Annotated in this window: 11 protein-coding genes; 9 read left to right on the top strand and 2 right to left on the bottom strand. The window is 45.4% G+C overall.

What is annotated here, in order from left to right; translation table 11 throughout:
* Positions 1–71: 71 nt before the first annotated feature.
* Complete coding sequence (locus J7623_RS04985) at positions 72–2027, bottom strand: glycoside hydrolase family 97 protein (protein ID WP_291917866.1); 1956 nt, start codon at positions 2025–2027, stop codon at positions 72–74.
* A gap of 75 nt (positions 2028–2102) precedes the next feature.
* Positions 2103–3368, bottom strand: coding sequence for an erythromycin esterase family protein (locus J7623_RS04980; protein ID WP_291917863.1), 1266 nt, complete (start codon positions 3366–3368; stop codon positions 2103–2105).
* Between the two features lie 322 nt (positions 3369–3690).
* Between J7623_RS04980 and J7623_RS04975 the strand changes: the two genes are divergently transcribed.
* The 9 genes from J7623_RS04975 (at position 3691) to J7623_RS04935 (ending at position 13878) form a co-directional block, all read left to right on the top strand.
* Positions 3691–5469: a phage baseplate assembly protein V gene (locus J7623_RS04975; protein WP_291917860.1), complete on the top strand. Its 1779-nt coding sequence runs from the start codon at positions 3691–3693 to the stop codon at positions 5467–5469.
* Between the two features lie 18 nt (positions 5470–5487).
* The gene (locus tag J7623_RS04970; RefSeq protein WP_291917857.1) at positions 5488–6987 is read left to right on the top strand and encodes a zinc-dependent metalloprotease; all 1500 of its coding nucleotides are present in this window, start codon (positions 5488–5490) and stop codon (positions 6985–6987) included.
* Between the two features lies 1 nt (position 6988).
* Complete coding sequence (locus J7623_RS04965) at positions 6989–7474, top strand: hypothetical protein (protein WP_291917854.1); 486 nt, start codon at positions 6989–6991, stop codon at positions 7472–7474.
* Positions 7475–7478: 4 nt separating this feature from the next.
* The gene (locus J7623_RS04960) at positions 7479–8438 is read left to right on the top strand and encodes a hypothetical protein (protein ID WP_291917851.1); all 960 of its coding nucleotides are present in this window, start codon (positions 7479–7481) and stop codon (positions 8436–8438) included.
* 9 nt (positions 8439–8447) lie between these two features.
* Positions 8448–8930, top strand: coding sequence for a DUF4280 domain-containing protein (locus J7623_RS04955; protein ID WP_291917848.1), 483 nt, complete (start codon positions 8448–8450; stop codon positions 8928–8930).
* A 10-nt stretch (positions 8931–8940) separates the two neighbouring features.
* Entirely contained in the window at positions 8941–11925 is a 2985-nt protein-coding gene (locus tag J7623_RS04950) for a hypothetical protein (protein WP_291917846.1), read from the top strand.
* An 86-nt stretch (positions 11926–12011) separates the two neighbouring features.
* Entirely contained in the window at positions 12012–12881 is an 870-nt protein-coding gene (locus J7623_RS04945) for a hypothetical protein (protein ID WP_291917843.1), read from the top strand.
* Between the two features lie 162 nt (positions 12882–13043).
* Positions 13044–13523, top strand: coding sequence for a hypothetical protein (locus J7623_RS04940; protein ID WP_291917841.1), 480 nt, complete (start codon positions 13044–13046; stop codon positions 13521–13523).
* Positions 13524–13533: 10 nt separating this feature from the next.
* Positions 13534–13878 (top strand): DHCW motif cupin fold protein, encoded by a 345-nt coding sequence (locus tag J7623_RS04935; RefSeq protein WP_291917838.1) that lies wholly within the window; start codon positions 13534–13536, stop codon positions 13876–13878.
* Positions 13879–14237: the final 359 nt, after the last annotated feature.

Here is a 14237-nt window from a genome sequence, read left to right as displayed (position 1 = left end):
ACTATGCCAAACTTGCGTTGCTGGCGCTAAAACCTTTCATTTAGACAACCAGGATTACTTGTGAGGAGGTGTTATTTTCTCACTATTCTCGCTGCCCATCCACCGCCCATGCTCATCACTACGGGCACTTTGGAATTCCTGTCTATAGTAATTTCCTCCATCTTATAATCCTGGGCATTTCTATCTGCATTGATACCATCTTTCCAGGTATGCATCGTGTAAGTGCCTGCCGGCAGGAAGCTGCAATCCAATGTTAGCGTACGTGCGGTGAAGTTAGTCATGCCGCCCACGTACCAGTCGCCGTTAGTGGCTTTACGGGCAGTGAGGATATAATTCCCTACACTGGCCTGTTGTACAATGGTGGTATCCCATACGGTAGGAACGGCCTGCAGGAACTGCATACATTCCGGTTCTTTGTAATAGTGGGTAGGATTATCCGCCAGCATTTGCAGCGGACTTTCATATACCACATACATCGCCAGTTGATGACAGCGTGTACCCATGCTCATGGGGTTGGTCCAATGTGGGGCCCAGTCGTCTTTTTGTGCATTCAGCATGGCACCGGGGGTATAGTCTGCCGGGCCAGCCGCCATGCGGATAAAAGGAAACGTCACGTTATGTTCGGGAGAAATAGATTTGCTTTCATCGCCTTTGCTTTGCTCCAGGCCGTATACGCCTTCAAAGGAAATTACGTTGGGGTATGTACGTTGTAGCCCTGCAGGTTTATGTGCGCCGTGGAAGTCTACCAGCATTTTGCGTGCAGCAGCAGCTTTGGCCACTCTTTCGTAGAAATTGACCATTTGCTGATCGTCGCGTTGCATAAAGTCAACTTTGATACCTTTCACGCCCCATCTGGCGAAGAGGTTGAGCGAAGCATCCAGTTCCTGGTCCAGCGCCAGCCAGTTTGCCCATAGCACGATGCCTACTTTTTTAGCAGCAGCGTAGCGGGAGAGTTCTTCCATATCCATTTCTGGCGCTACTTTCAACAGGCTCCGGGTATCGCTCCAGCCTTCGTCGAATACTACGTATTCAAGGCCGTATTTAGCGGCAAAATCAATATAATATTTGTAGGTGGCGGTATTAACGCCGGCGCGGAAATCTACGCCGTATACATTGTTATTGTTCCACCAGTCCCAGATGGTTTTGCCGGGTTTCACCCAGCTATAGTCGCCGGCAGAAGGCGCTGCCAGTTGATAAGGCAGCTCATTTACAAGCAAGTCTTTATCTTCCGGTGCAATCATTACAATACGCCACGGGAGTTCTGCGGGGCCTTCTTTTTTGGCGATGAAGTTTTCGCGGGTTTCTACGTGTTCGTCCCGGTCGGAGGTCGCCACTTTTTTGATGGGATAGTTGGGAAATACTGCGTGGATGGTATTATCACCTGCTCCGTTCAGCCACATGCCGGCATGATTGAGCAGGGCCGTTTCCGTAACAAGGAGCTTTACGCCGTCTACACTAAACAAGGCAGGCAAGCTGGCCAGGCTTTGTTTTTCTTTGATCTGGCTAATGGCCAGGTGGTGATAAAGGCGCTCATTGTGGGAAAAGAAACCATCTTCTACAGGGTACCACGCACTGTCTTTAGGCTGGAAGGAGAAGTTAGCGGTTTCATTGGTTACCTGCCATGCACCTTTGGCGTTCACGAGCCAGCGCCAGGCGATACCATTGTTGTAGGCACGCCATTGCAGGGTAAAACGATTTTTAAAGTTGAGCTGCAACTGATCGTAATGATCTTCGATGGAGGCAAACTTCTGTTGAACTACCGGATGCAGTAATTGGGAGACGGTACTGGTTTTAGTATTCGCCACTTTCCACGGGCCATCCTGTGCAAGAGAGGTAGACAACCCAACGGTAGCCGGTTGTAGCAGCATTTTCCCGTTAAACGATACGGTATATCGTATACTATCTTTTACGGTTATACGTAATTCCGTTTTGCCATCCGGCGAATGTAATGTGTACTCCTGTGCTACCGCAGCCATGCTGCCGGTGGAGGCTATCCATGCAAGCAGCCATCCTTTTAATTTCATCATCCCTTAAAGTTGTATAAGGGTTGAAATTACTCGTTATTTTATATAAAAGCAACGGATGGCTGCCTGCGGCCGCTGTTACCGGTCTACCGGCGTAGCGTTTTTAATGAAGAATAGTCCGTCTAACACTTCCGGCCATATGGTGGTTCCGGGAATGTAGTCCATGAGCATACCTGTTGCCCGCTTGCCTTTTAATGCCCGGTAGTTAGTAAAGCTATACTTGTAGCCGGTGTTGGAAAGTATGGCTTCTACGCTGTTAGGATCCAATGGTGAAATAGTTTGCAGTTTGCCATTATTGAAGTCGATGAAGGTGCCCGTTGCGGCAGTAAAGCCTATGGTATAAGCGGCTTTGCCAAAATGTTGGTGCACTGTTACTCCCAGTGGTGTATAAGTAGAGAAGAAACTGTTCACCGGATCTATAGCTGTTTTGATGCTTTGTGTACCTTTAGATACGTGAACGTTATGCGCCCATACAATGATCTTTTTCCCGGGATATACTTTTTCCGCCAGCCAGATAATATTTTCCGCCATCTGCAGATCCCGGACCGCCATTTCATTACCTGTTACCATTCCCCAGTAGCGCAGTGCTTCTGATTCAATGCTGGCTACTACGCGGTACCAGAATCCACCGGAGTTGATGAAATGATTGTCAGGGGTTACATCGTTGGGAGATAAGGATTTCTTTAGCGCCGCCAGTTCACGGAAGAAAGCTTTCTTCTCATCATCCGCCGGGCGATAGGACCTGGAAGCCATTGTAGCTACGGAGAGCCTCCTGAAAATTTCCCAGTCGGCACCTAACAGGGAAGGATTCCTTTCTTTCAGGAAATTTTCAAAGTCAGGGAACAGCAGTGTTTTTGCTTTTTCTCCGGAATGTTGACTCTCAAAACCAGTCACGGTCAATTCATCCGGCTGATGTACTTTGGATTGTATATAGTCGAACAAAGGAAACATCTGTTTACTCTGCGCATACATGTAAAATAAACTGCCGGGAATTTCTTTTTGAATAGGGCTGCCGTGAAGCGTGTTTTCCCAGATGCGGGCCATGTCATAGAAGCCGCTTTCAAAAGCCAGCACACTGAATCCCAGCTGTTCATGAAGGTATTTAATGAGCCTTGTTTTGGCTAGATAAGTTGATCCTTCGCCATGCGTTTGTTCTCCCAATAAGAGAATGCGGGTGTCGCCGATGGCGGTCTTGATACTTTCAAGATCAGAAAAGTTGGTGTCGGCAGGATCAATAGACCGGATCTCCGCGATATTTTTTTTAGGAATTTGTTGCTGGCTGCTACAAGGTAAGGCTAGCAGCAAGAAGCCAGCCAGTAGCCGGTTTATACGGGTAGGGGACATAGTAGTAATTTTGAGCTTGTAAACTTAATTGTTCATCCGGACATTTTTACAATGGCTGAGCTCTTTTGCAGATTAAATTTGATGGATGGTATTTTTTGAGCCCGGTTGCTGGAAATTCTACCACATGTTGTATATTAGTTGCAGATTATTAGGAACCATATCTATCTGCTGTGTTGAGTGTTCAACCCGTGTATTTCAACCAGCAGCTCCTGGATAATTTCATGTTGAAGTAATGGCCCATATCATTTTTCAGGCGCCGGAAACGGCCGCTGACAAAGGATATATTGTTTATAACCATATTTAAAACTGTAAAAGCTGCGAAATGTCATTGTATACGCACACCTCATTTTCTATTGGTGATCACCAGTTCACCTCTTTTCATTCCCTGGAACTACAACAAACCATTAATGGACACCATGCCTTTGAAATTATGATTGGCTACGACTGGCTTACCAGGCTGGGGAAAGGCCTGTTCAGCGCCAGTAAAGAATTTTTGGGCAAGGAAATTTCCATCTCCATAAAACCAGTAGAAACTAACGGTGTATATAAACCACTAATTTTTAATGGCCTTGTAAGCGGCATCAGCATGGGTAAAGCCAGCGACGGCACCCATGGCTTTTGTATTATCAAAGGACATAGTGTTACTATGCTGTTGGAAGATGATGAACACATTGCCTGTTTCGAACAAAAAACATTATCAGCCATTGTAACGGAAGCGTTGAAGGGATGCGGACCTTATGCTAAATCCCCTGTGATAGATCCGGCTACCACTGATGCACTCAAATACATTGTGCAGTACAAGGAAACCACCTACCAATTTATATCACGACTGGCCGCCCGCTTCGGTGAATGGTTTTTCTATGATGGAGAGAAAGTAGTGTTTGGCAACTATCGCCCACAAAGAACAACCCTCACGCACCAGGTAGACCTGATTGACTTTCACCTCGACCTCACCGTGAAGTCCAATAACAGCCGGCTGCATGCGTTTGAATACCGCCAGAACCAGGCGGTCAGCAATGATACCAATTCAGCGGCATCAGGTAACCTCGACGTATATACGAGCCATATGAAAGAAGTGAGTGAACGACTCTATAAGAAAACTTCTCTTTATAACGTGAACCAGGCTGTGGCCAGCGGCGCTAAATTACAACTGGATAAATATACTACCCTGCAGAAGAAAGGAAAGCTTTCGCAGATGGCTGTACTGAAAGGTACCAGCCAGCAAAGCGCCCTGCGCATCGGGGATATTATTGCTGTAAATGAATCGGTGCTGTCGCAGGAACATCACGGCGAATTTGTGATTACCCGGCTGGTACATCATTGCACAGAAAACGGGTTGTATAAAAATACCTTTGAAGCTATTCCGGCCGCTGCGGCAATGCCTGCAGTCAACGTTGGACTGGTCCCTCTTTGCGAGCCACAAAGCGCCATTGTAACAGACAACAACGATCCTAAAGGCCTGGGCCGCGTACGGGTGAAATTCCAATGGCAGCAACAAGGGAGTACACCTTGGCTGCGCATTGTATCACCACATGGCGGAGCCGACAAAGGCTTTTACTTCATCCCCGAAACAGGAGAGGAGGTATGGGTGGACTTTGAAGCCGGCAACGCCGAAGCACCGCTGGTGATGGGAACAGTATATAACGGTAACGCCAAAACGAGTTTCGGCGATGCACAGAATAACCTGAAAGTAATTAAAACCCGCAGCGGCCATATCATCCGCCTCGATGATACCGATGGTGCTGAAAGTATCACCATCACTGATAAATCCGGGAACATCGTTACGCTGGATACCAGCGCTCAAAGCATCAATATCAGCGCGCCGGAAAATATTACTGTCAACGCAAAAAATATCAGCTTTACCGCAAAAGAAAATATACAGGTGAGCGCCGGCAAAAATATTTCACAAACCGCCACCAAAGATTTCAGCCTGCTGGCAGCTAATATTAAAGAAGTGGCTGATGATACCCTGCAGCGCACCGCTAAAAGTATCGAGAAAACTGCCGAAAAAGTAAGCATGAACAGTACAAAGGAAAATATTGAAATGCACAGCGCTAAACAAATTGTGAATAAAAGCGGCGACAAAGCAAAAATGTTTTAACCCCTATATACTGATCACATGGGAAGTATAATTTCTGTAGCAAAAACAATTGTAGAGCATTCAGAACAATCTGTTACCTACGCCACCAACGGCGATATCAGCCTGAATGCCGCCAACCAGGTGAAATTGAAAAGCACCGACAAAATTGTTTACGATAAGTATAAAGCACCTGAACAAAAGGAAAAAGAACTCAAAAAATTCCTGGTGCATGTCAGAAGACCTGCCGGCTACAAAGGCGAATACGGTTTCGACTGGATCAGGGATGAGTACATCTACCCGCTTTTCTTTATAGAACGTGATAATAATGGTAGCTCCTGTATGAGTACCCTGCCCCTGGCGGATAACGTGGAGGCCGTGAAAAGCACCTACCTGAAAGATGTGAAGAACCCGGTAAAGCCTTATGGGAAAGACTATTACCCGGCATGGCTATCGCTTTTTCCACATACTACGGAAGCACAGTTTAAGCATGGTTCATCGATGAACAAAAACGGCGCTCAACTGGATGTGGAACTGGAGGAAATTGAAGAAGTCATTAACGATGGCACGGAAATCATCTTCGAAAGCAAAAATCCACACCTGAAAGTAAGCCCGCAGAAAATAAGTATCGGGGCATTGATTGGAGCAGGTAAGAAAAAGAAATTTTTACCTAATGGAGTGAAGGTAATGTACTATACCCTGAAAGCCGCCATCAACGTGGTAAATAACGATGCCCCGCTATCGCAGCATGAAGAAATAAAGATTTTTGCGAAGTTAGGTAGTAAGAAAACCGAAATAGGTAAACTGATGGTATACCAGAACAATGAGATTCCTAAAATGGAACTGGTGCTGGTGCGGGTAGGCTACCAGGGTACCAGCATGACTACCATAGAGCAAAAACATGTAAAGGACTTTGAATACCAGTTTAAAAGAAACTCTTTTAACCAGGCCCTTATCAGGGCAGAACTAAAGACAGACACTTCTTTTGATATCAGTACACTTCCACAAACCGACAGGGATGTTGTTTTCTGCCTGGATAATCTGAGTGCTACCAACCGGCCCTTCTCAACCGATGCATACCTCCATGACATCATCAAACTATACGAGAAATACGGTACCCACAAGCCTGCCGGCGGGAGCATTGACGGCGACGCCAACAAACGTACTTATATATTCCTGACAGATGCGCCGGCTAATTCCCTTTACGGCCTGACCTCCGGCGATGGCAGCGTTGCAAAAGAGTTTCAATGGGGCAATGCATATGTGATATTCCTGAACGGATTGAATCACCGGCATACACTGTTGCATGAAGCCGGCCACTCGCTGGGGTTGCAACATACCTTTAGTGCAGGCGAGCCACTGGCAGGCCTCACGCCACCACCGTTTACCTTCTTCCAGGGCCATACGGATAATATCATGGACTACACCTGGCAGAAGAACGGCAACCGTAACCCGTTTGAATCAGGAGATAAAATGTGCTCGTTTTTCAAGTGGCAATGGGATATCATGCGAAAAGACAGAAGTTTAACTACAAATTATTAGTATGGGCAAGTATTTGTACCTCCTTGTATTCCTGCTACAGGTAAGCGTTTGCGTACCGGCACAAACGGTTACTTCCAATAATTCCCTTAGCTGGGTGAAGTTTGGGGTAAGTTCCATGGCCGTACGTGCGAAATATAAAATTACTGCCCACGCACTGGAACGTACCTGGCTGGATTTCAACGGCCCTAAGGTAGATTCTGCCGTGGTAAAACAATCAGCCGAACAGTGGCAGCAAAGCCGGTTTATCATGGACTCCGTTCCTGCATTGTTATTCACTGCCGGTAATACGGCGAAATGGGGATGCGTGTATTGTCACGATCAACCGGCATTGATGGTAGAGCTGGGATTTACCAACCGCCCGCCATTGTATTATGAGATCGATACTGATACCAGCGCCATACCGGTATCCATCCGGAAATATGTGAATGATGTGTTGGTACAAACCACCCGTTTGGTTTTAACAGGTGTTCACATAAATAAGTACTAGTGATATGAATTATTCATCCACAGCGGCGAATGCTTTCCGCTTTAACCCAATACATCTGAACAGGACCTACGGAGTTACGTATACCTTTGAAACCGCTGGTGTGCTGCAAACCATCAGCTATGAAATAACGGTATGCTGTATACGAAAACAACCGGGTCCACAGTTTCTCTTTGAAATCAATAAAGGACAAGTATATATTAACGACCAGGCGCCGGAGAAAATGATCGATAAGCTGGCAGAAAGCTGTGGGCGCGTATTGTATCCATTGCAGATCACGGTGAATGACGCCGGACAGTTTATCGCTGTGGCTAACCAGGAGCAGATTGCCGCCGCCTGGGAAGCGGCTAAGCCTAAAATCACGCAGTATTATACCGGCAACGTAACAGACGATATTGTGGAATACATGGACCTTGCGGTAAGCAGCCCTGCACATATTTACCAGTCGCTTTGCCGCGATTGGTTTATGTCGCTTTATTTTTCCAATGTATACCAGGGGAGTGATATCATAGAGCGACCTATCACTGCGGCATTGCCGGTGATGCCATATACGGCGCCGGTGAGCTTTGCCGTAACGCAAAAGCCGGTACAGCATCATACCGATAGCGGCTGTCTTATTCTCCAGCAAAAAGGTTACTGCAATGATCCGCGCAGTGTGGAAGACCTGCTACAGGAAAAGGACCTGCCATTGTCGCAGCATATGGAGGGCGTACATACACCGTTGAAAGGCAACATGGATATGGTGTATAAGCTATATCATCACGACTATTCCATCAACGCTATTATAGGCCACTGTCACATGGAATCAGGTCCAGGCCTGGAGAAGAAAATCAGTTTCTCTGTTTATCACCTGCGGGAAAAGGACAAAGCACCGGCGCCCACAATGCAGGTGGTGATGCCCGATACACCATCCGAAACAAACGAAAAAAAGAAAAGCTTCTTTTCATCATTATTCAAGCGTGGATAAAATCAGGATATGAGCGAAAAACATTTGGTATGCCAGGGTGCCATCTGCCAGTGCAAGTTTGGTACTACCCCCGATAAACTAAAAGTAAAGAGCCAACAGGTACACTATATCAATGATAAGGATGGTGCGGAAAAGCCGTTGGCCAACACCAAAGATATTGGTCAGCCTTTCGAAGCCAATACCTTCGGTAGCTGCAAAAAAATGAATAATAACCCGTGTAAAGTGGCTATCACAGCCTGGAGCGGGTTTTATGATAAGGTGGTATTGCCGGGAGGTAGTAATATTTTATTGGAAGATAGCAAAGGCACCTGTGCTATTGGTGGTAAAGACTGTATCGACATTACCTTCCATGGGCAAACCGCCGACATGACAAAGAAAGATGCAGAAAAAGCCGATAAAGAAGTACAATCACATCTTAACCCCATGGTAGATGTGCAAAAAGTAGAAGAAGATTTATTCCTGATTAAACTGCCACAGGGGCAGCCATTCTAAAATAGCAGCCATGTCTGATAATAAAAAACTTGTTGTTACCATTCCGGCTACCAAAGGAACCGTTGACTCCAAAAGATCTACTGCCGTATTAAATGAAGCGGGATCCATACGTGCAGAGATGACGAGTATCACCACGATGGTGGAAAAGATACCTGCACCCACAAAAATTACCATTCCCATGAAGGCGCCGGCGGCGGATAAACCCGCCTATCGCTGGATCTGGTCTATGTTGCGTACGCTCACTTTCAAAAAAACAGATGTGAATGACGCACTAAAAGGCCCACTCGTATATGCCAACTTCCCTAAAATAGTGGAAGGCGGCGGCCTGGCCTGGCTGGAGCCTATATTAGGGGAACAGGAACCTACCAACTCTGCCACACATGGCTATTTTGTTGCGGCCAAGGGTAAACCGGCGTTCCTCTCCGCCGAATGGCGGGAGTATTCGCCCAACAACGATGGTGCTATCATCACCGGCAGCGCCAGGAAATTCCGTGAAAGCGTACAACTGCATATCTATACCCAGGCCATGTATGGTCACGAAATCAAGATATTCCTGATGGACCATGACACCACCTCCGCTGATGATGACCTCCCGCCATGGGAACGTACTGATGGCAAAGCAGACATTGAAAAAGGCAAGCAAACTCCCAACGATGCTATCAAACACTTTACCCGGCAGGTGAAAATCACCAAGATATTAAATGATGAAACCACCCGTGGCGCAAAGCAGGTTACCGACTATGTGTTAAAAGATAAAGACGGTAAGAAAACCGCTAAAATTGCCGCTGATGGCATCATTACCTACGAGGCTTTTGTGCAAAAAGTAATCATCGATGTATTTATTGATGACCTCTGGAAGCCTGGCGCTGGCGAAAGTTTGAAGATATACCCGGTGTTGAAATCGAAAAATGGTAAGATTTCCAAGTCTTTGGCGAATGCTTTTATCACCGTAACAGAAGACGAAAAAGTAAAAGAATCTCCCCTGATGTATGGTGGTAATAAACCCGTGATAGTAGGAGATATTCCCACCAATTCGCAACGCTTTCAGCCCTGCAAATACAGCATGATCACGGTGGAAGGTAAAGATGATGGATTGCAAACCATCTTCAATGAAAATATTCTTGACTTCAAGCCGCCAGAAAATCTAACGTTTAATATCGTAGCCGGCGGAGGCCCTGCGAAAAAAACGATCAAGCTAAAGGTGGAAAGCCTGGTTACACATGCAGAAGAATGTACTGCTACCCCTAAGCACAAAGATCATGTGATAGACCTGAGCAGCTTCCTGGCAAAAGGATATAAAAAGGAAGATGAAAAGGCCGGCGTAAAACGGCCGGGTGACAGCGACAGTGCTGCCAAAGGAAAGGTGGAGGTAAAACTGAATAACTACAAGTATAAACGGGATACGGGCAGTTCTTTTTCGGGCGTGATTAAATCGTCTGATACAGAGCTGGAATTTGATGCCGAATATAAATATATGCCGGAGGGGCTCGACAAAGTAGAACTGGCCAAAAGAGTATTGGGCTATATCTGGATTCCGGCGGCCCAGGTGGATCATTTCCCGGTGACAATACAAACCTGTCGCTGGAAACACCTCATCAACTTTGCCATCTATCCTGATATCAAATGGACGGCGGCACTGGCGTTCAATATGAAGGAAGAAGACTTCAAACAGCTGAAAGAAAAGTTTGCCAACGATAACAAAGGGAAAGGGATCACCGGAAAAATGCAGCGCTTTGTGCTGAACAGGATGGAGAGTGTGGAGAAGATAGGAGATAAGGTGAAAGACAAATACAGCAAACCAACTCCTGTACTGGATCATTATAACGAATCCAATGCCCGCGAAATTGGGCAGATGATGGCACTGCCTGAAAGTAAAGACGCGCCGCCGGCAGATGTAAAAACAAAGGGGAAATTCGCTGAATTACTGGAAGTGCTCCGGAAGTTCCAGTTTTCCATCAAAGTGGAATGGAATAACGACAAGGAGAGCATAGAACCCATCCAGGAGCTGGTGCAGAAGTACTGCGGAATGATCAGGAAGGTATGGGAACTGGCTCAGGGAGCGAAAGATATACTGGAGGGAAAATATACTGCCAAAGCAGATGTAGAAGGAGATGGAAAAGATCCGGACGCCTTCATTACTAAGAATAAGGATAGTGCCGATAAGAATATACAGGGGCTGATCAGTAAGATGCAACGTAAGCCGGTGGATTATGAGTTGCAGTTCCCGAAAGTGGGGCTGGCTGCATCCTGGTATTATGAAACCATGCCGCCGGTGGATAAATCGTCGGAGCTGTGGGGAGCCGGAAAAACAGTGCTGATAAAGCTGGAGGCAAAACCGTTGATTGGACTGGAAGTTAAATGGGATTTCCTGGAGCTGCTTTGCCGCCGTCATCCACTCGCCTACGCGATCCTGAAAACAGTGGATGCTTTATTGTACCTGCTGGCAGACGATGAAAGTAAGGTGGTGCTGAATGTGTCGATTACCGGTAAGATAGATATGGAGGCCACATTCAAACATAATACCGTAGGAGGTAATGTGTTTACGAGAGAGGCCGGCCACTCCGATAAAAAAGAAGAGCTGATTAAAGGTGGTGCATTTATTTCAGTGAAAGTGGAATGTAAACTGAACCTGGCGAAAACGACTACCTTCCTGACAACCAAAGTGGTAGTGTCATTCGGAATGGGGCTGGAAGGCTCATCCGGCCTGGGACTGCAGGGTATCTTTGGCTCCGATGAAGAAGGGCTTTACCTCGGCCTGGATCTTGTTTTTGAAGGCATAAAAATTGAGGGAATGGTGGAAGGCAAAATAAGCGTTTCAGAGAAAGTAAGGGAGAAGAAAAAGAAGGATGCTACGTCACCGGAAGTAGCGGGAAAACCAGCGAAGTATAATTCAATATTTGATTATAATCCAAAGGCTTCTTTTGAAATTGGAATTGATGAGAAAAGATTATCATTGCCCAAGTTATATTTAACCAAAAAAGAATCGGACGGATGAGAAAATCAATAATAACCGTTATTGTTTTTATTTTGATGGCTACACTGCAAAGTTGTGGTCAGGGATCAAATGCCAAAAAAGAAAACATGAATCAGAACATCAAGGAAAAATACCTGAACAGCTATAAGTTAATTAAAAAATATGACTACAATCCCCGGTTCCTGCTGGATTTTGAGAGTTATAACTGTACCTACGAAATACTGGTGAATGATATGCCTGCGCTGGTAAGTTTTACAAGCGGAAACCAGGGTGGAGCTATTGTGCCTGTTTCCTCCAATATACTCAAAAGCGGTAAACAGGATATTACTATCCGGGTGTATCCGCGTGTAGATGATAACGACAAAATGGACACCTTCCTGCTGGCTCACAACAGTGGCCTGAATATTAAAATTAAAGCAGGAGATTATGACAAAGAAAAACAACAGGAGTATAAGCAGCTTTTTCAGTATAAAATGCCGGAAGTACAAAATGGTAATATTCCCTATGTAGAATTTAAAGGCAGCTTTGAGGCTACTGTTCCTTACCAGTTGAAGGGCTGGAGCCAGAGTCAGGACCTGAGAAAGGAAAATAGGGAACAGTTGACAAAAGAAGTAGTGGCATTTTATCAGCATTACCGCGAGCTGCTGGCGAAGGGTGATATGGATGCTATTGCAGGCCTGCTCTACAACCGGGAGGTAGAAATAGAACAGGCATTCTTTTTCAATAAACCAACCGATGCAGAAGATACCTGGAAACGGTTTAATGAGATCCGGAATTATCACCTGGAGATGGAGCCGCTGGAACATTATGAACTCAGATTTTATGGAGATGGAAAAGCAGTGGGGCTGGTGCGTACCGACGATGAATTAAGAGGTGAATCGGCTATGGTGGGTACATCTTCGGATGGTAAATACAGAATTTATAACCTGATACTACATAAGCCGGCCGGAAGTAACCAACTGCAGGTAATACGATAAAGTATTTTTTTGCACCAGGGCCAGTATCCTCAGGGATACTGGCCTTTTGTTTTGCGGGTGTATTTTAAAATCAAAATGTTTTAAGTAACGTTGTACTCCAGCCTGATGGAAGTGTGTGGTATTCAGGCAAGCCTCTTTATTGGACTTTAAACACTCACTGATATGAATCTACGATCAACGGCTGTCATAGGAATGATAGCATTTGCCCTTGCCTCCTGCGGAGAAAAAAAAGTAGCTGAAACGCCTGCTGCTGAAGTATCACCCATCACCGGTACCTGGAAGTTAGCCTATAGTAAACTGATTAAAAACGGAGACACCTCCACCACGTACCCTGTACCGGGAAAGTCTGAGGAAATGATTAAAATGTTCAATGGTTCTCACTTTGCTTTCTTTAAGCATGATCTGGCCAAAGGAAAAGATACCGCGAATGTGTCTTATGGCTCCGGCGCGGGTACTTATACGCTGGCTGGTGATAAGTATGAAGAACATCTGCAGTATTGTACTTACCGGGATTGGGAAGACAAACATTTTTCTTTTACGCTTTCTCTGAAGAATGATACCTTAATACAAAAAGGAATAGAGAAAATTGAAAGCATTGGAGTAGATCATCAGACAATAGAAGCGTATATCCGTTTACGTTAAAACATGTTATATGAGCACCGCTATTCCTTTTCAGACAATTGACTGGTCGGCAATTCCGGTTACTATTCATCCGGGCGAAAGTGGTACTGCCCGTTGGCAAACATTGCAGTTCCCCGGCCTGAGAATAAGGATAGTAGAGTATTCGCCCGGTTATCTGGCAGATCATTGGTGTCAGAAAGGTCATATTGTTCATTGCCTGCAGGGCGCTTTTGTGAGTGAACTGGAAAATGGAGAAAGTGTGGAGTTGTCGGCGGGGATGAGTTATGTAGTGTCTGATCAGTTAAGTTCACATCGATCATTGTCGGAGGCAGGTGTAAAACTATTAATAGTGGATGGTGATTTTTTGAAACCATAAACATTTTTTAAGTACATAAAGAGCGGAGATAGGTAGGGGTACTACTTATCTCCGCTTTTTTATTTGGGGTCATTTTTGGGGCTAAAAACGCCCCTTTTTTAATGTAACCATTTGGTTACATTAATTCTGTTTGTTAATAAGCGTATTCTTGTCCTTAATAGCCGTGGTGGCTAATCTGCACACTTTTTAAACATTCCTGCTTAACAAATGCTTAACCAGTTGTAATGTTTTATAGCGTTACTTTTAAGTTAAGTTTTAAAAAAGGGGCTACAGATAAACCAATTTCAACCTAAGTGTTAAACCAGTAGAAAAGCAATTTTCTAGCACCGTACAACTAAAAAAATGTGAATTAATTTTTC

This window comes from Chitinophaga sp. (genome assembly GCF_017745275.1).
Taxonomy (GTDB): domain Bacteria; phylum Bacteroidota; class Bacteroidia; order Chitinophagales; family Chitinophagaceae; genus Chitinophaga.
Note: the sequence above shows the minus strand (reverse complement) of the source record. Positions and strands in the feature narration are given on the sequence as shown.

Coding starts and splice junctions, on each gene's coding strand:
- J7623_RS04985 (WP_291917866.1), bottom strand. CDS start 2,027: ATGATGAAATTAAAAGGATGGCTGCTTGCATGGATAGCCTCCACCGGC.
- J7623_RS04980 (WP_291917863.1), bottom strand. CDS start 3,368: ATGTCCCCTACCCGTATAAACCGGCTACTGGCTGGCTTCTTGCTGCTA.
- J7623_RS04975 (WP_291917860.1), top strand. CDS start 3,691: ATGTCATTGTATACGCACACCTCATTTTCTATTGGTGATCACCAGTTC.
- J7623_RS04970 (WP_291917857.1), top strand. CDS start 5,488: ATGGGAAGTATAATTTCTGTAGCAAAAACAATTGTAGAGCATTCAGAA.
- J7623_RS04965 (WP_291917854.1), top strand. CDS start 6,989: ATGGGCAAGTATTTGTACCTCCTTGTATTCCTGCTACAGGTAAGCGTT.
- J7623_RS04960 (WP_291917851.1), top strand. CDS start 7,479: ATGAATTATTCATCCACAGCGGCGAATGCTTTCCGCTTTAACCCAATA.
- J7623_RS04955 (WP_291917848.1), top strand. CDS start 8,448: ATGAGCGAAAAACATTTGGTATGCCAGGGTGCCATCTGCCAGTGCAAG.
- J7623_RS04950 (WP_291917846.1), top strand. CDS start 8,941: ATGTCTGATAATAAAAAACTTGTTGTTACCATTCCGGCTACCAAAGGA.
- J7623_RS04945 (WP_291917843.1), top strand. CDS start 12,012: ATGAATCAGAACATCAAGGAAAAATACCTGAACAGCTATAAGTTAATT.
- J7623_RS04940 (WP_291917841.1), top strand. CDS start 13,044: ATGAATCTACGATCAACGGCTGTCATAGGAATGATAGCATTTGCCCTT.
- J7623_RS04935 (WP_291917838.1), top strand. CDS start 13,534: ATGAGCACCGCTATTCCTTTTCAGACAATTGACTGGTCGGCAATTCCG.